This is a genomic window from Mesorhizobium sp. WSM4813 (assembly GCF_055811555.1).
In genome coordinates this window covers 1-14,105 of sequence record NZ_JBVVQU010000095.1, presented here as the reverse complement: position 1 = coordinate 14,105, position 14,105 = coordinate 1, and the positions used below count along the sequence as shown (strand labels likewise).

At 62.0% G+C, this 14,105-nt stretch carries 21 protein-coding genes and 1 pseudogene; 16 read left to right on the top strand and 6 right to left on the bottom strand.

Features of this window, described 5'->3' with window-relative positions; all coding sequences use genetic code 11:
• Positions 1–191 precede the first annotated feature (191 nt).
• Positions 192–1,946, top strand: a pseudogene (locus AC0L25_RS31100) (portal protein).
• Positions 1,943–2,266: a Bbp19 family protein gene (locus AC0L25_RS31095; RefSeq protein ID WP_473598969.1), complete on the top strand. Its 324-nt coding sequence runs from the start codon at positions 1,943–1,945 to the stop codon at positions 2,264–2,266. The pseudogene AC0L25_RS31100 and the gene AC0L25_RS31095 overlap by 4 nt, the downstream one beginning before the upstream one ends.
• A 96-nt stretch (positions 2,267–2,362) precedes the next feature.
• Here the strand turns inward: AC0L25_RS31095 and AC0L25_RS31090 are convergent, their stop codons facing one another.
• Complete coding sequence (locus tag AC0L25_RS31090) at positions 2,363–2,728, bottom strand: endonuclease domain-containing protein (protein ID WP_473598968.1); 366 nt, start codon at positions 2,726–2,728, stop codon at positions 2,363–2,365.
• A 238-nt stretch (positions 2,729–2,966) separates the two neighbouring features.
• On the bottom strand, positions 2,967–3,281 hold the full coding sequence (locus AC0L25_RS31085; RefSeq protein WP_029351756.1) for a YMGG-like glycine zipper-containing protein: 315 nt from the start codon (positions 3,279–3,281) through the stop codon (positions 2,967–2,969).
• Between the two features lie 439 nt (positions 3,282–3,720).
• Between AC0L25_RS31085 and AC0L25_RS31080 the strand changes: the two genes are divergently transcribed.
• The 8 genes from AC0L25_RS31080 to AC0L25_RS31045 all read left to right on the top strand — a co-directional run bounded on the left by AC0L25_RS31080 (position 3,721) and on the right by AC0L25_RS31045 (position 9,582).
• On the top strand, positions 3,721–4,158 hold the full coding sequence (locus AC0L25_RS31080; RefSeq protein WP_473598967.1) for a hypothetical protein: 438 nt from the start codon (positions 3,721–3,723) through the stop codon (positions 4,156–4,158).
• Between the two features lie 124 nt (positions 4,159–4,282).
• Positions 4,283–4,861 carry a hypothetical protein gene (locus AC0L25_RS31075; protein WP_473598966.1) on the top strand — a complete coding sequence of 193 codons (579 nt, stop codon included), beginning with the start codon at positions 4,283–4,285 and terminating at the stop codon, positions 4,859–4,861.
• Positions 4,858–5,160 (top strand): hypothetical protein, encoded by a 303-nt coding sequence (locus AC0L25_RS31070; RefSeq protein ID WP_473598965.1) that lies wholly within the window; start codon positions 4,858–4,860, stop codon positions 5,158–5,160. The genes AC0L25_RS31075 and AC0L25_RS31070 overlap by 4 nt, the downstream gene beginning before the upstream one ends.
• 178 nt (positions 5,161–5,338) lie before the next feature.
• Positions 5,339–6,328 (top strand): Coat protein, encoded by a 990-nt coding sequence (locus tag AC0L25_RS31065; protein WP_473598964.1) that lies wholly within the window; start codon positions 5,339–5,341, stop codon positions 6,326–6,328.
• 357 nt (positions 6,329–6,685) lie between these two features.
• Entirely contained in the window at positions 6,686–6,937 is a 252-nt protein-coding gene (locus AC0L25_RS31060; RefSeq protein WP_473598963.1) for a hypothetical protein, read from the top strand.
• Positions 6,938–7,301: 364 nt separating this feature from the next.
• Positions 7,302–7,763, top strand: coding sequence for a phage connector family protein (locus tag AC0L25_RS31055; RefSeq protein WP_473598962.1), 462 nt, complete (start codon positions 7,302–7,304; stop codon positions 7,761–7,763).
• Positions 7,760–8,611 (top strand): SGNH/GDSL hydrolase family protein, encoded by an 852-nt coding sequence (locus AC0L25_RS31050; RefSeq protein WP_473598961.1) that lies wholly within the window; start codon positions 7,760–7,762, stop codon positions 8,609–8,611. The genes AC0L25_RS31055 and AC0L25_RS31050 overlap by 4 nt, the downstream gene beginning before the upstream one ends.
• A gap of 254 nt (positions 8,612–8,865) precedes the next feature.
• Positions 8,866–9,582: a class I SAM-dependent methyltransferase gene (locus AC0L25_RS31045; RefSeq protein ID WP_473598960.1), complete on the top strand. Its 717-nt coding sequence runs from the start codon at positions 8,866–8,868 to the stop codon at positions 9,580–9,582.
• Here AC0L25_RS31045 and AC0L25_RS31040 read toward each other — a convergent pair.
• The 4 genes from AC0L25_RS31040 to AC0L25_RS31025 form a co-directional block, all read right to left on the bottom strand.
• A complete protein-coding gene (locus AC0L25_RS31040; protein ID WP_473598959.1) occupies positions 9,571–10,119 on the bottom strand; it encodes an acyltransferase in 549 nt (182 codons plus the stop codon). The two genes, AC0L25_RS31045 and AC0L25_RS31040, sit on opposite strands and share 12 nt — an antisense overlap.
• A gap of 497 nt (positions 10,120–10,616) precedes the next feature.
• Entirely contained in the window at positions 10,617–10,787 is a 171-nt protein-coding gene (locus AC0L25_RS31035) for a hypothetical protein (RefSeq protein ID WP_352954963.1), read from the bottom strand.
• A 142-nt stretch (positions 10,788–10,929) separates the two neighbouring features.
• A complete protein-coding gene (locus tag AC0L25_RS31030) occupies positions 10,930–11,139 on the bottom strand; it encodes a hypothetical protein (protein ID WP_473598958.1) in 210 nt (69 codons plus the stop codon).
• Positions 11,140–11,565: 426 nt separating this feature from the next.
• On the bottom strand, positions 11,566–11,745 hold the full coding sequence (locus AC0L25_RS31025) for a hypothetical protein (protein ID WP_473598957.1): 180 nt from the start codon (positions 11,743–11,745) through the stop codon (positions 11,566–11,568).
• Positions 11,746–11,842: 97 nt separating this feature from the next.
• Here AC0L25_RS31025 and AC0L25_RS31020 point away from each other — a divergent pair, with 97 nt between their 5' ends.
• The 6 genes from AC0L25_RS31020 (at position 11,843) to AC0L25_RS30995 (ending at position 14,094) form a co-directional block, all read left to right on the top strand.
• Entirely contained in the window at positions 11,843–12,658 is an 816-nt protein-coding gene (locus AC0L25_RS31020) for an N-acetylmuramidase family protein (RefSeq protein WP_473598956.1), read from the top strand.
• A complete protein-coding gene (locus AC0L25_RS31015) occupies positions 12,655–12,873 on the top strand; it encodes a hypothetical protein (RefSeq protein ID WP_473598955.1) in 219 nt (72 codons plus the stop codon). Before AC0L25_RS31020 ends, AC0L25_RS31015 begins: the two co-directional genes overlap by 4 nt.
• A gap of 1 nt (position 12,874) precedes the next feature.
• On the top strand, positions 12,875–13,141 hold the full coding sequence (locus tag AC0L25_RS31010; RefSeq protein ID WP_473598954.1) for a hypothetical protein: 267 nt from the start codon (positions 12,875–12,877) through the stop codon (positions 13,139–13,141).
• Positions 13,126–13,353 (top strand): hypothetical protein, encoded by a 228-nt coding sequence (locus AC0L25_RS31005; RefSeq protein ID WP_473598953.1) that lies wholly within the window; start codon positions 13,126–13,128, stop codon positions 13,351–13,353. The genes AC0L25_RS31010 and AC0L25_RS31005 overlap by 16 nt, the downstream gene beginning before the upstream one ends.
• A complete protein-coding gene (locus AC0L25_RS31000) occupies positions 13,332–13,676 on the top strand; it encodes a hypothetical protein (protein WP_473598952.1) in 345 nt (114 codons plus the stop codon). Before AC0L25_RS31005 ends, AC0L25_RS31000 begins: the two co-directional genes overlap by 22 nt.
• Before the next feature lie 118 nt (positions 13,677–13,794).
• The gene (locus AC0L25_RS30995; protein ID WP_473598951.1) at positions 13,795–14,094 is read left to right on the top strand and encodes a hypothetical protein; all 300 of its coding nucleotides are present in this window, start codon (positions 13,795–13,797) and stop codon (positions 14,092–14,094) included.
• The last annotated feature ends 11 nt before the right edge of the window (positions 14,095–14,105 follow it).

The following is a 14,105-nucleotide window of genomic DNA, read 5'->3' as shown; positions in this document are numbered from 1 at the left end:
GAATCATTCCTTTGCATCTGGCCTAGGAATCACATCTCGATTCCACCAGTCTACCCCTAAGTTAGCGCCTATGGGACAGCGCCCCTCTCTGTCCTGCCGGACATCTCCCTCACTTGGGGGGAGATTGGCAGCTTCTATATCCCCGCCATTCTTTCAGCGTTTCCCATTTTATCCATCACGCGAGGCTGACCATGAGCGATTCCCGTGCCCACGATATCCCGTCGCGACAGGCGGAACTCGAGAGCGAGCGCAGCCAGTATGAGGCTGTCTGGGAGGCGGTGTCGGAATTCTGCGACCCCGACGCGCCCGATGTCTGGAGTGGGCGCCGGGGCGCGGACTCGCAGGCCGAGCGGCAGGAGCGGCGCGGCGCCCGTGTCTACGCCAACACCATCAACTCGGCCGCCAACCGGCTGGCCGCGGGGCTGGAAAGCCTGATCATCCCGCAGTCGGAGAAATGGCACGGGCTGTCGACCGCCGCCATGAATGACGAAGAGAGCGACGAGGAGAAGGAATGGGCGGAAGCGCTTCGCGATTTCCTGTTCTCGCTGCGCTATTCCGCCAACTCGAATTTCGTGCCGGCAACGCAGGCCTGCCTGCGCAACGTCGTGCGCTACGGCCCGGCCTATCTCTAAGCCGAGGAGGGCTTTGCGCCCCACACGCTGATCCGCTATGCCTCGATCCCGGTAGTCGAGGGCTATCTCTGCCGCAACCGCTGGGGCCAGGTCGACATTTTCCACCGCCGCTACGAGCGCACGGCGCGGCAGGCGGCGCAGCTGCTCGGCTATGAGAGACTGCCGGCGCGGATCAAAATGCTGGTCGACGACCCGGCCAAATGCGAGACCAAGATTTCGCTGATCCAGTGCATCCAGCCGCGCGACGAGCGCAAGATGTACCGGTTGGGCGGATCCTATCAGTATCTCGACACGGCCTTCGCCTCTTATCACGTTATCGAAGACGAGGAGGTCATCGTCAGGGAGAGCGGTTTCCGCTCCTTCCCGGTGTCGTGCTTCAACTGGCGCCGCTACGAGGGCGACCCCTATGGCATTTCGCCGACCATCGAGGCACTGACGACCGTGCGTGAGGAAAACGCCGTGCGCCGCTCCGGCCTGCGCCCCCTGCAGCAGATCACCGATCCGGCCACCGCCTCCAAGGCGCGGCTCGACTATGTGCCGGTGCTCAATCCCGGCGAGAACTATCCAGGCCTGATCGACGACAATGGACGGCCCCTGATTGCGCCGATCGCTACGGGGCAGAACCCGAGCTATGCGTTCAACTACGCGGAAAGCCGGGCCGAGGAGATCCGCGACATGATGTTCGTCAACCTGTTTCAGACGCTGGTGCAGAACCCGCAGATGACGGCGACCGAAGCCTTGATCCGGCAAGAGGAGAAGGGCGCGCTGCTCGGGCCGTCGGGCTCGATCATCCAGGCCGGTTTTGCCTCGAATCTCGACCGCGAGCTCGGCATCCTCGAGGACAAAGGATTGTACGAGGAAGACAGCCGCTTTCTGCCGCCGGCGAGCCTCGCCGGCAAGGCGGTGCGGCCGACCTTCACCGGCCCGCTCGACGTGCTGCGCCGCTCGGCGGAGGCGCGCGACACCATCCAGGTGGTCACCACGGCCATGCAGATGGCGCAGTTCGACCCCGGTGTGATGGATAATATCGACGGCGACGAGGCGCTCAAGATCGTGCAGAGCGCCGGCCGCAGCCCGCAGCGCATCTTTCGCCGCCAGGACGAGGTGGCCGGCATTCGCGATGCAAGAGCCAAGGCTGCGCAGGCACAGGCTGGTATGGCGGCGATCGCCACTGCCGGCAAAGTGGCCAAGGATGCTGTGCCCGCCGCTGTGCAGGCGCGCGACAGTGGGTTGCTCGATGGCTTGCAAGGCATGCTGCAGGGTGGTCAGCCTGACATGCCGGGCGGCCCGGCTGCGCCGGGTGCCGGCGCATGAGCCGCAAACGTTTCGCCCATTCCGGGCAGGCCGGCGGTCCGGCCAAGGCGCGCGATGCGCTAACCAAGGCGTATCTGCGTGTGTTCTCAGGCGAGGATGGTGAGATGGTCCTGGCCGACCTCGCTGCCACGACAGGCTATTACCGCCGCCCATCTTATGGCGAATGGATGACCAGGACCAGGACACCGAACGGCTTCGAACTGCACAGCGCGCTGAGCAACGCGCGCGCCGAAGTGGTGCAGCACATTATGGGGTTTCTGACGCTGGGCGAGGCGCAACTGGCGGCGCTGGAGAAGGCGGCGCGGGCGGAGGGGAGGTAAGGGTTAAGAAGGGGCGGTGTCGTCGAAGCTGCCAATCTCCCCCCTTGTGGGGGAGATGTCCGGCAGGACAGAGGGGGGCGCTGTCCCGCCGGCGTATCAAGTCGCACGTGCGAGCCCTGCCTCGATCACAATGTGCTGGCAGACGTTGTCGATGTCGCGAATGACGTCGTCGTTCCAGAAGCGCAGGATGGTCCAGCCGTCTTGTTCCAGACGCTTTGTCCTTGCCTCATCGCCTGCATCGGCGGCGGCATGCTGCGAGCCATCGACTTCGACGACGAGCTTCTTGTCCGGGCAAGCGAAGTCGACGATGTAGCCGGCGATTGGAAATTGTCTCCGGAAGCCAAGCCCCATCAGCCGATGTGCGCGAAGCTCGTTCCAAAGTTTCAATTCGGCGTCGGTCATGGCTTTGCGCATCGACCTGGCATTTGCGCGATTTCGCGGAGGCAATGGCGTGTGAGGCATTGGTCAATGGCTCGGCCGCTATGAGGTTGGCGCTCTACGGCGCCCCCCTCTGTCCTGCCGGACATCTCCCCCACTTGGGGGGAGATCGGCCGTCCGCCCCTGATTTCGCCAATCGCCGACCTCGAAAAGAGGCGCTGTCGGCGAAGCTGCCAATCTCCCCCCTTGAGAGGGAGATGTCCGGCAGGACAGAGGGGAGTGTTGGCCCGCCGGCCTTGCCGTAGTTTGCAGTCCGCTAGGCTCAGTAGTTGCCGCTGTAGTAGCGGTCGTCGCAAGGCGCCGTGTAGATGCGGCCGTAGCGATCCTGATACCGGCAAAGCTGTTCGCCGCGCCGCTGCGGCGTTGTCGCGCTGCCCACGACCGCCCCCAGCAGGGCGCCGCTGGCTGCACCGATAACCGTGCTCTTGGTGTCGCGGCCCAGGGCCTGACCGACGAGAGCTCCGCCCGCGCCGCCGACCAAGGCCCCCGTCGTGGCTCTTTGCTGCCCTTCGGTCTGTGCACATCCTGCCAGCGCGGCAGTCACAAGCAGGGCGGCAATGGCTTTGTACATGGTCATCGTCTGATACTCCGTTGAAGCCTATGAACTAATACACTGGCTGGTTTTGCCAAGTGTTTGCCAAGTGCGGGCGCATTGCGGCGGAACAGCGGCACCATGCCTCACGAAATAAGACATGGTTTCTTTCGTCTTGACGGCCGAGGCCTTCCGGCTCGGAAAGCTCATGGTCAAACAAAAAAACCATAAAGATCATGGTCAAACAGACGATAGAGCCAGACTCTATCGAAATGATCAGGGTCCGCCGTAACGAGTCTTCCCGCGGCGGGTCTGGCCAACCCTCAAATCCCCCTAGAATGGAGAATGCCATGACCCGAGGTCTCCCCCGGACGTTTCCCGTGCCGCGGCCCGTGAGGCCGGCCTTGGCCCGCCCAAGGCCGGGCTTGCCGCCAGCACGAGCGGGCAAGGCGGTTCCTACCGCACCGTCTTTTCGCTCAACGCCATGCAGGTGCCGGTCACCGATGCGCTTGCCTATACCAGCCATAAGCTTTTCGATTTCCTCGGCGGCAAGGTGCGCATCAAAGGCGGCACCGCAAGGCTGCAATTCGCCGTGCTGACCACCCGCGCCTCGACCATCAACGACAATGCGGCGCTGACCTGGTCGCTCGGGTCGGCGGCGGCGTCAAGCGCTGCGCTCGCCGGCACCATGGTCAATGTGCTGGCTTCGACCGGACGTGCGCTGGACGGTGCCGGTGCTGCACTGTCGACCGCTTCGACCGCCGATGTGGCGGCGGCTTTGACACTCGACGGCACAGTGACGCCGGCAGACCTCTATCTCAACCTTGCCCTCGCCACCGGCACCGATATCGACGCCGACGGCATGCTGGCCGTTACCGGAACGATCACGCTGCTATGGGAGAATTGGGGCGATAACGCGTAGCGTTAATCTTCCCCTTGAGGGACCCTCAAGGGGAGATACTTGGCCCCGCCACCGGCTCCTATCATTAGCCTTAACCTCAACAAAGGAACATCTCATTACAGATCTGGCAGACGCCGGGTCCGTGGTGGCTTCGCCACCGGCGGGCAACCTTGCACGGCCACCGGCCAACGGGGACAACGGGTCCGCCCCGCCGGCCGGCAAGAGTTGGTTTGACGGTCTTTCCGAAGGCAACCGCAAGCTTGCTGAAACCAAGGGCTGGACCAAGCCTGAAAGCCTCGATCGGGTTTTCACATCCTATGCGGAGCTGGAACGGCAGCAGGGCGAGAGCCTGCGCGTTCCCACAGCGGACGCACCTGGGGAAGAGTGGGACAGGTTCCATGACCGGTTGCCTGAGGCGATGCGTCCGCTGACTTCGCCCGACAGGGTCGAATACAGGCGCCCCGACGGGCTTCCCGAAGACTTCGCCTATTCGGACCAGCTCGCCAACGCGTCCAAGACCTGGGCGGTCGAGGCAGGTGCTACCCCGAAAGTGGCACAGGCCTATCACGACCGCTTCGTCGGCTACATGGCCGAACAGGCCAAGGTGCAGCAGATCGCTCTTGCCCGTTCGGTCGAGGCTACTCACGACGACCTGGTCAGGGATTGGGACCGACCGACAGCGACGGCTTCCGTAGGAGATTGGAGGTCGCCAACCGGGCGATGAAGAAGCTCGGCCTGGTCGATGCCTATAAGGCGAAGGGCATCCTTCTGCCTGACGGCGCCTTGACCGATCCGCAGATCGCCAAGGCGTTCCAAGCCATCGGCGAGGCGATGTTTAGGGAAGACACGATCGACGGCGGCGCGGCTTTGAGCGGAGGCAATCCGTTCAAGCGAAACGCCGCCGGCGAACGCAACCTGACTGACATCTCGGCCCTCGTCAAAAGCGACCCCGCCCGCGCCCGGCGGCTGGCACGCGAGGCTGGCGAAAACCCCGACTTGTGGATGCCCAACAACCCCCTCTAGCCCGTTTGGAAACCTCTACTCTGGCGGCCATCCGGCGGCGTTTTCTGTGCTTCCGGTGCTCACGGACCCAAAGTGCGCTGCGCTCCGGTTCTCGAAACCACCACCATATGGCTCGCCAGAGCGAGTTTCGAAACGGTCCTTGAAGAATTGCGGCCAATCAACCTGAAGGAAGACCAAAATGGCAGACGCCTATACCCGCATCGCGGACGCGATCGTTCCGTCCGTCTATGCACAATACTCGTTCGAGGAGCACGTCCAGTCGCTCGAGATCTACCAGGCCGGGATCCTGTTTTCCGACCCATCCATCGCCTCGAAGCTTTCCATGGGCGGGCGTTCCGTCGACATGCCCGGCTGGAAGGATCTCGGCAACGATCCGTCCGAGCCGGTCAATGACGACCCGGCCGACTCGATCGAGATGAAGAAGATCGGCGCACGCCGCGAGGTCGCCGCCCGCAATGTTCGAGCCCAGGCGTGGGGCATTCCTGACCTGACCTCGATCCTGGCCGGCGACGACCCGCAGAAGCTGATCGTGCGCCGCCAGACCGACTATTGGCAGCGTGCCAACAAGCTGACGCTGCTCGGCATCCTGAAAGGGGTGCTGGCCGACAACATCGCCAATGATGCCGGCGACCTGGTCCGCGTCACCGGCGCCTCCATCGTCGACACCGACATCATCGAGGCTGCCTATCTGATGGGCGACCGCGCCGACAAGTTCAAGACGATCTGGATGCACTCCAAGCAGATGAAGGCGTTGAAGCTCGCCGACCTCATCGACTATGTACCGCCCTCCGAGCAGGGCGGGCCGCTGATCCCCTATTACATGGGGCTGCGGGCCGTCGTCGACGACGACATCCCGGTCGCGGCGGGCGTCTACACTGCATTCATGTTCAAGGACAAGGCAATCCTGTGGAACGAGCTGCCGGTCAATACCGAAGGCGGGCCGCTGGAGTTCGACCGCAAACCGCGCCAGGGCCATGGCGGCGGCGTCACCGAAATGGTCGGGCGCCGGCACTTCGTCCCGCATGTGCCCGGCACCCGCTTCCTCGACGCCTCCTCGGCCGGCGAATTCGCCACCGATGCCGAGCTGGCGCTGGCGGCGAACTGGGACCGCACGGCGTCGAGCGTCAAGAACATGACGTTCATTGCGCTGAAGACGACCGAAGCCTGAGAGACCGTTTGGAAACTCTCTCTGGCGGCCATCTGATGGCGTTTTCTGCGCTTCCGGTGCTCACGGACCCAAATGTCCGCTGCGCGCCGGTTCTCGAAACCACCACCATATGACTCGCCAGGAGCGAATTTCGAAACAGTCTCTTAACGGACCGAAAGGAGCGGGGGTAAAGAACTCCCGCCCTTTCTGGACGCCAGGTCGTCAATTGTGGCGAATCCCAAATTCCCCACTGGGCTGCACCAGAGTGAAACAAGTCGTGGGGTTCGCAACATATTCATGTTGCACTTTAATCAATCGCCGTCACCAAATGGTTACAGACATGGGCGATGCTGCTTTGTCTTGGCAAGGGAGGTGACCATGAATATGACATACAAGGCAGTTCAGGAAGTGCTCCGAAAAGCGGGCATCGTCATAAGCAAAAAGGGCGAACTTCACCGCATAAACTTCTTCAGCGGTCTGGAAAACACCGCCTACTATACGACAAGTCTTCAGGAAGCCCTGGACCGGGGTTTGGCGATGGCGAGAGGTGCCGGAAGATTGCAAGCAAGCGCCGTTGCCAAGTCGGCCGAAACAGGGCGGCAGATCTCGAAGAGTGCACGCTTCGGCTGATGCCGCAGGAATGCAACTCATCGCCGCGTTGCGCGGCGATTATGACGTGGGCGCACGCCACTAGTTTCCTGCGGTCGCGTTCCGTCGCGCCCCCCTCTGTCCTGCCGGACATCTCCCCCACGAGTGGGGAGATTGGCTGTCACCGCCGCTTTCGCCAACCTTCAACATTGCAGGACTAAGCGGAGCGCTAAAACCGCCAATCTCCCCCCGTGTGGGGGAGATGTCCGGCAGGACAGAGGGGGGCGCGACGGAACGCGGCCCGATCATCACTCACCCCCCAAAAATCCTCAGCCGCTGCGAAGCGGCGTTTTGCCGTGGGCAAATGCCCAGCTTTTTCCGATCCACACAGACGGAGCCTAAAATCATGGCCATCACCCCGCTCGACATCGCCAACATGACGCTTGGCGTCCTCGACGAGGCGCCGATAGACAGCCTTGATCAGGACGTGAAACCGGCCCGCCTGCTCAATCTGCATTTCGACCTGACCCGCGAGGCAGAGCTGACGAAACACGCCTGGGTGTTCGCAATCCTGGCGGCCGCCGTCGCCGGGTCCGATACCGGCAGTGGCGCGGGCACGCTGAACTTTGCCTATGAATTGCCGGTGGACTGCCTGCGGCCTTTGCCGCTGACCCATAATGGCGAGCCGGATGGCGTGCCGATCGCGTGGCGCCAGGAGGCCGGGCTGATCTATTGCGACCAGTCGGGGCCGCGCCTCATCCGCTACATCGCCAACCTGACCGATCCGAACGACTGGGACGCGCTGTTCACGGAAGTGCTGGTTGCCAGTTCGCAAATGTCGATATTGCTGACGATGAACCCGGCATGACGGCGCTGCGGCCAAGCTCTACCTACACGCCCGCCTTCTATGGCGTCACGACCAGCGGAATCGTCTCAACGGGAACGCGCGGGCCGCTCGGCGAAAGCATCATCCTTGCGGATGGCGCGTCCCTGGCGTTCACGGGCGCCTATGAACAGGTCGACGTTCACTACACCCAGGACGCCGGTCAAGGCTCGCTCGCCTTCGCCTTCAACGGCGGTGCGGCCTACAAGACTGTGAACGCTGCCGGTGCTCTGGCACTCGATCAATATTCCGGCCCGTCCCTAACAGGGCAGGCGGCGAGCGGAAACTATACCCTCACGGTGGCAGGCGGACCTGTGGAGATCACTGGGCTTATCCGTCTCGGCATAAAGGCGCCCGGCTCGCGCCCGCGCCTGCGGACGCTGCGTGCCGCGCACGGAAGCTATACGTTCGCGTCCTTCAACGCGCCGCGCCTTGCTTCTGCGCTCGCACAATGCGGCTATGCTGGCGGCAAGATCGTGCCGGTCCTCGCCCTGGGCATCAACGACAGCTTTGGCACCCCGCCGGAGACGATTTCGACGAACATCACGTCGATCATCAACACGCTGGAAGCGGCCCTGGCGCCCCGCATCATTGTGATGCCGCCAACGCGCCCGTCCTCGTCCTGGGATGGCAGCTATACGGGCGGCCGAACATACGACGCAGCGCTTGGCGCGATCCGCCAAACCTACCGGTCGCGCAATGTGCTGACGATCCCGATCGACGGGTTCGATTACATCAGCTCGGGGGCTTATCAAGAGGGCCTGCACTTCAACGACGCCGGCCACGACGGCAATGCGTTGCGCTTCATCGAATATGTCGCGGAAAGGGGATAAGGCCACGCCATTCGCAATTCAGTGCAAGGGTAAAGTGTCGCGACGCTCGAAAAGGGGAGGAACGGGTGATCGTCAGCAAGGAGATCTTGATCACGAAGCCAATGACCCGACTTATAGTCGAGAAATCACAGTGCCTAAGGACGATGCCGAACGACTCTTCGAAGTGTGGCTGAGAGGCGTCTAGTCCGCACTGGCCGCGGTTCGCGCGCTATGGCACGGTTAGCTTGGCGGGGCGATCCTTAGGAGGATTTCTTATGGCGGACGCCGACAGCATTATAGCGATCTATGATGACTACTACGCAGATGGCAAAGTAGCCGCGAAACGCGAAATTGCTTCGCAGCAATCAGTTGGTCACATAGAAGCGATCCTCCCGGGGGAGACCTTCGAAAAGGTTCTTGATATCGGGGCCGGTGAAGGGGCTGTGCTGGACAAGCTCAACAAGCGAAACCTGGCAAAGACGCTCGGGGCCGTCGAGATTTCGACCTCGGGTATTGAGGCCATCAAGGCACGGAAAATCCCTGGTCTGAAGAGTCTCGATGTCTTTGATGGCTACCACATTCCGCACTCCGACAAGTCGTTCGATCTGGGATTGGCCATCCACGTCGTCGAACACGTCGAGCACGAACGGATGTTTTTGATGGAGGCGGCGAGGGTCTGCAAGAAGCTCTACATCGAAGTGCCGCTGGAGCATACGAGAAACCTCAGTCGCGCCATTCGGATGTCCGGGCCGTATGGGCATATCAATTTCTACACGCCGCTGACGTTCGAAAATCTGCTCAAAACTTCCGGGCTCAAGGTCGATAGGCTGATGACGTTTGCTCACGATCTCGCTTATGAACAGCACCTGGCCGGGCGGTCCAAAGGATGGGTGAAATACAAGTTGCGGACCGAATTTCTCAAGGTCGCGCCAAGATTGCGGTGCGGAACATGGCGTACATGGCCGGAGCGCTCTGCAGCACTAAGTAGTTGATTCTGAAAGGTTGCGGACCTTTTTAGCCGGAACTCCGGCAACGACCGTGAAGGGCTCTACGTCCTTCGTGACGACAGACGCTGCGCCGACGACCGCGCCCTTGCCGATCGTGACGCCTTTCAAGATTGTCACGCCAAAGCCGATCCAGACATTCTCATCGATTGTGACCGGCGCGATGCTGACACCAGACCAGTTCTTTTTGCCTTGATGCCACTCGGCGACATCGCTTGTTCGCCGCTTCCAATCCAGCGAGTGCGAGTTATGGTCAACGATCGTCGTACCCCATGAGATAACGACATCATCGCCAATAGTGATGTGTTCTGCAGCGACTAGGTGGCTCTTGCCGATGTAGCAGCGCCGTCCGATCGTGATCCGCGCTTGGGGTCGATCAAACGAGAAGTAGCAGTTGATGATCCCGTCCTCGCCGACCGAGTGATGGCCACGGCGGGCGGTGCGGACGCTCTGAATGGCCATCTTCGTGCCGGCGCCGACATTGACGCCCGCTAGGCGTTGCAGGAAGGGCGGCACAAAAAGCATGTCAGTGTCTTCCGTATCGTGTTTGTTGCTGCCTCTCGGCGATAACCTGCAAACCGTTGCAGATCATGAGGTGCCGTTGTGGCATTTGCGTACCAAGTTCCTTTAATGCTGCCGCGCATTGTGCTCGTCGTCGGCTTTCGTCATTGAGGCTGGGATGTGTCGGCCATCAATTGCTTGGACCGAAAAGCGCTTGAGGATTTGTGCCACCGGCAGGTTAGTTCGCATTGTCAGGGTTAGATCCGTTGGGCGGTCATCATTTGCGGCAAGCACCTCCGCTTTGCAAGCGTGATCGTGAGGTGTTCACGCTCTAATCGTTTGACTGGATATTGCCTCTGGCAACGAGCCAATGCAGGTAGCATTTCGTCAACCGTAGATATATTTGTACCGAGCGATCTTGTGGGCCGATAATTTCGGCGGCGGCTGGCTGGCTTGCGCGTCCAAAAGACACGCCGTGGCCCGCGCCGCCGCGCAGGCGAATGGCGCAAAGACTGCAAAGACTAATGACGGCCGTCTTGCGGCTTGTCGTGAGGCTGGCTGTTCGACCACCAGACAAAATACAGCGAACCCACCTTCATGACCGGCACGCGGCGCTCGCGTTCGCGCACCCGCAATTCGCGATAGACTTTCATCTTCAGGGTGCCGCCCGGCAATTTGATACGCACTGCCATCGGTTCAAACTCCCGCCGGCTAGGCAATGATGATGTGCAATGCAGCAAGTAGAGAACTTGCCCGAGGGAAGAGTCAACAGCCGATGGGCGCGTTTCTGACAGTTTCCGGAAGTATTGAGCGCAGCCGCCCGATAACGGGTTTTCAGGGCGTCAAACGCGTTGCCTGGTGTTGGTCAGAATCGTTCGGTGTACCCGGCTGGCCATCTAAAGGACGCTGGCGGTTCGACCACCAGGTGAAATGCAGCGAACCCATCTTCAGAACCGGTATGCGGCGGGTGCGCTCGCGCTCTCGCAATTCCCGATACACCTTCATCTTCAAGGTGCCGCCCGGCAACTTGATACGAACCGCCATCAGCCCAACCCCCATTGTGCAGCGCAGCAACTAGAGAGCTTCCGTTGCGGAAGAGTCAATGGCCGGTCATCGACTATTTCTGGGGTTATCTTCTGGAATTTTTTCCGGAAGGGTCCGTGCGGCTCGGGATCATCGTTTTGGCGGGCGCCCTGATGGACGATCCGATATACTGCTCGGCCACCAGACGATGAAGTAATTTCCGACCTGCCAGACCGGAACTTCGCGCTTCTGCTCGCGGCGGCGCAGCTCGTCCCTCGTCTTGATCTTCAAGGTCCCGCCCGGAAGCCTGATCCTTATTGTCACGTGCCCTCCCGCACCCTGTGTCCCACAAGGTACGAACGGTCCATGGGGGCAGTTTCATCCCGGCTAAGCAATTTCGGATCGGGTGGCAAGACGGATCGAGCTGTTCTCAAATGGTCAACACCGTCACTTGAAGAAATCCGCCATGCCCTGGATGGCCAGGAACGCATAGAGGACCGGCCCGGCGACCAGCCCGCAATAGAGGCACAGGATCGCTGCCAGCGCCACAAGCAGGGGCTTGTCGCGGCCGACCGCCCATAGCTCGGCCTTCACCGTCCAGCCCGCCGTTCCTTCATCTTGCGACATGGGCCGCTGTCCTCCCGATCCCCGCTCCCCCTTGGGCTCATTTCACACAATCGCTTGCAAACATCAACCTGCCCGCGAGGGCGGAAAGGACACGGCCATGGACATGATATTCAAGGGCGCCGCCAGGCGCCTGGACGACCTCGATCTGCCAAAACTTGGCGCCAGGATCGGCGTCGGCGAGGACGAGATCCACGCCTTCCTCGATGTCGAAACCAGCGGGCATGGCTTCGACGCCCATGGCCGGCCGATCATCCTGTTCGAGCCGCATGTCTTTTTCCGCAACCTGTCGGGGGCGAAGCGGGCGCAAGCTGTCGCGGCCGGACTTGCCTATGTCAGGTGGGGCGAAAAGCCTTATCCCCGGGACAGCTATCCGCGCCTGAAAGCGGCTATCGCGATCGACGAGACGGCGGCGCTCAAATCGGCGTCATGGGGCCTCGGCCAGGTTCTCGGCGAGAATTTCAAGGCGGCCGGCTTCCTCACCGTGCAGGCCATGGTCGAGGCCATGATGGAGGACGAGGCGCTGCAGCTGGCGGCGGCGGTCAATTTCATCACCGCCAACCGGCTCGACGGCAAATTGCGCAATCATGATTGGGCCGGCTTTTCCAAGGGCTACAACGGCGCGTCCTACCGGAAGAACGCCTACGATATCAGGCTTGCCGATGCGTTCCGCAAATGGTCCGGGATCAAGGACACGCCGTGGCCGGCCGCTGCCCCAGCGCAGCCTCCAGCACCTGTTCCGATCCCGCAGGCTCCGCAACCGAACATTCTTGCGCCTTCAGGGCCAAAGCACGAGCCGGGCGAGGCTGGAGTGCGGCCCGGACCGTTGCCCGGATTCTTGCCCGGATTCTGGGCCGCAGTCCTGGCCCCCTTGGTCGCCGCAATCCTCTCTCTGTTTCGAAAGGTAAAGCCATGACGTGGTTCAATACCAATGCCGCGCACAATCTGATCAATGTGCTGATCCTGCTGCTCACCGGCCTGGTCGGCTTCGACTGGACGCTGTTCGGCATCGAGGCGCCCCTGGCGCTCAAGATCACCGGGGTGCTGAGCCTGCTCAAGATCCTGATGAATGTCGTCCGCGACGGCGTCGCCGGCCTCATCAGAAAACAGCCTGCCGTGGAGGGCAATTGAGATGTGGGTGCTTTCCATGCTGAGCGCGCTCGCCGGCAACAAGACGATCATATCGATCGTCGCCGCGCTGGTCGGCGGCATCGGCCTGTTTGTCGCCGGCGGCATCAGCCGGGCCAAGAACGACGCGGCCAGGCGAGCGGCGGAAAAACTCGCCGCCGCGCAGGATCGCCTCGAGATGGACCGCGAGGCGACCGATGCCGAACGCGCGGCGCGCGACCTGCCGGACGAAGCCGCACGGCGGGAGGCGATGCGATGGGCAAAGCACTGATGATCGGTCTGCTGCCAGGCGGCCTGCTGTTTGGGGGCCTGTTGCTCGCCGGATGCACAACGCCGGTTTCGCCGGCGCGCCAGGTCTGGTGCGACCACAACCAGGCGCGCCGTCCCTCCGCCCTCGTCGTCGCCGCCATGGCGCGGCCCGAGCTCGACGAGGTGAACGCCTACAACGGGAAGGGCGCCAGATGGTGCGGGTGGAAGCCATGATACAGGAGTTTCTCGATGCTCTCGGCATCAAGGCGCCAGTGGTGGTCGCCGGCCTTTCCGGCGGCATTCTGCGCGCCTTGTCGCGCCACCGCTACAAGGTTCGCGAGATGGTGGCGTCGCCGATCTGCGGCGCGCTGGCGGCGGCCTACCTGACATTGCCGGTGGTGCATTACTTCCGCGCTACCGGCGTGCCTTTGCCGTCGCCCGACGACGACACCACGACGCTGGCCGCGGCGTTCCTCATCGGCGTCTCGGCGATGTGGATCTCGGACATCGTCTTCGAGGTGGTGGTGAGGCGGTTCAAGCCTGAGAAGGAGGAGTGAGATCGCGCCTGTCTTATTGCGCCGCAGCAATAGCCTCTTGCGGGCGATGCCGCTCCAGGTGAAGGTTGCGGAATCACGGGCGAAGGTGCGTTGGGCACGACCCTTGAGAGGATCTACCATGCCAGCTCGCCCAATCGTCTCGACAGCCGCAGCAATCCTGCTCGCCGCCACAAGCATGGCTTATGGCCGGCCGGATGCGCGCACCATGACATGCGAACAGACACAGCAGCTGATCCAGAGCCGGCGCGCGATCGTCCTGACCACCGGCCGCAATACCTATGATCGATATGTCCGCCACTACGGCAATGAGTGCGACTGGCCCGAAGTGCCTGTCACCTCCTATATCAGGACGCTAGGCCGTGTGGACAGTTACCGCAACCATAGGACAATAGCCGCGAGAGTGACAACGGCGCGGTAATTGCGGGCGGT

Coding starts and splice junctions, on each gene's coding strand:
- AC0L25_RS31095 (WP_473598969.1), top strand. CDS start 1,943: ATGAGCCGCAAACGTTTCGCCCATTCCGGGCAGGCCGGCGGTCCGGCC.
- AC0L25_RS31090 (WP_473598968.1), bottom strand. CDS start 2,728: ATGCCTCACACGCCATTGCCTCCGCGAAATCGCGCAAATGCCAGGTCG.
- AC0L25_RS31085 (WP_029351756.1), bottom strand. CDS start 3,281: ATGACCATGTACAAAGCCATTGCCGCCCTGCTTGTGACTGCCGCGCTG.
- AC0L25_RS31080 (WP_473598967.1), top strand. CDS start 3,721: ATGCAGGTGCCGGTCACCGATGCGCTTGCCTATACCAGCCATAAGCTT.
- AC0L25_RS31070 (WP_473598965.1), top strand. CDS start 4,858: ATGAAGAAGCTCGGCCTGGTCGATGCCTATAAGGCGAAGGGCATCCTT.
- AC0L25_RS31065 (WP_473598964.1), top strand. CDS start 5,339: ATGGCAGACGCCTATACCCGCATCGCGGACGCGATCGTTCCGTCCGTC.
- AC0L25_RS31060 (WP_473598963.1), top strand. CDS start 6,686: ATGAATATGACATACAAGGCAGTTCAGGAAGTGCTCCGAAAAGCGGGC.
- AC0L25_RS31055 (WP_473598962.1), top strand. CDS start 7,302: ATGGCCATCACCCCGCTCGACATCGCCAACATGACGCTTGGCGTCCTC.
- AC0L25_RS31050 (WP_473598961.1), top strand. CDS start 7,760: ATGACGGCGCTGCGGCCAAGCTCTACCTACACGCCCGCCTTCTATGGC.
- AC0L25_RS31045 (WP_473598960.1), top strand. CDS start 8,866: ATGGCGGACGCCGACAGCATTATAGCGATCTATGATGACTACTACGCA.
- AC0L25_RS31040 (WP_473598959.1), bottom strand. CDS start 10,119: ATGCTTTTTGTGCCGCCCTTCCTGCAACGCCTAGCGGGCGTCAATGTC.
- AC0L25_RS31035 (WP_352954963.1), bottom strand. CDS start 10,787: ATGGCAGTGCGTATCAAATTGCCGGGCGGCACCCTGAAGATGAAAGTC.
- AC0L25_RS31030 (WP_473598958.1), bottom strand. CDS start 11,139: ATGGCGGTTCGTATCAAGTTGCCGGGCGGCACCTTGAAGATGAAGGTG.
- AC0L25_RS31025 (WP_473598957.1), bottom strand. CDS start 11,745: ATGTCGCAAGATGAAGGAACGGCGGGCTGGACGGTGAAGGCCGAGCTA.
- AC0L25_RS31020 (WP_473598956.1), top strand. CDS start 11,843: ATGGACATGATATTCAAGGGCGCCGCCAGGCGCCTGGACGACCTCGAT.
- AC0L25_RS31015 (WP_473598955.1), top strand. CDS start 12,655: ATGACGTGGTTCAATACCAATGCCGCGCACAATCTGATCAATGTGCTG.
- AC0L25_RS31010 (WP_473598954.1), top strand. CDS start 12,875: ATGTGGGTGCTTTCCATGCTGAGCGCGCTCGCCGGCAACAAGACGATC.
- AC0L25_RS31005 (WP_473598953.1), top strand. CDS start 13,126: ATGGGCAAAGCACTGATGATCGGTCTGCTGCCAGGCGGCCTGCTGTTT.
- AC0L25_RS31000 (WP_473598952.1), top strand. CDS start 13,332: ATGGTGCGGGTGGAAGCCATGATACAGGAGTTTCTCGATGCTCTCGGC.
- AC0L25_RS30995 (WP_473598951.1), top strand. CDS start 13,795: ATGCCAGCTCGCCCAATCGTCTCGACAGCCGCAGCAATCCTGCTCGCC.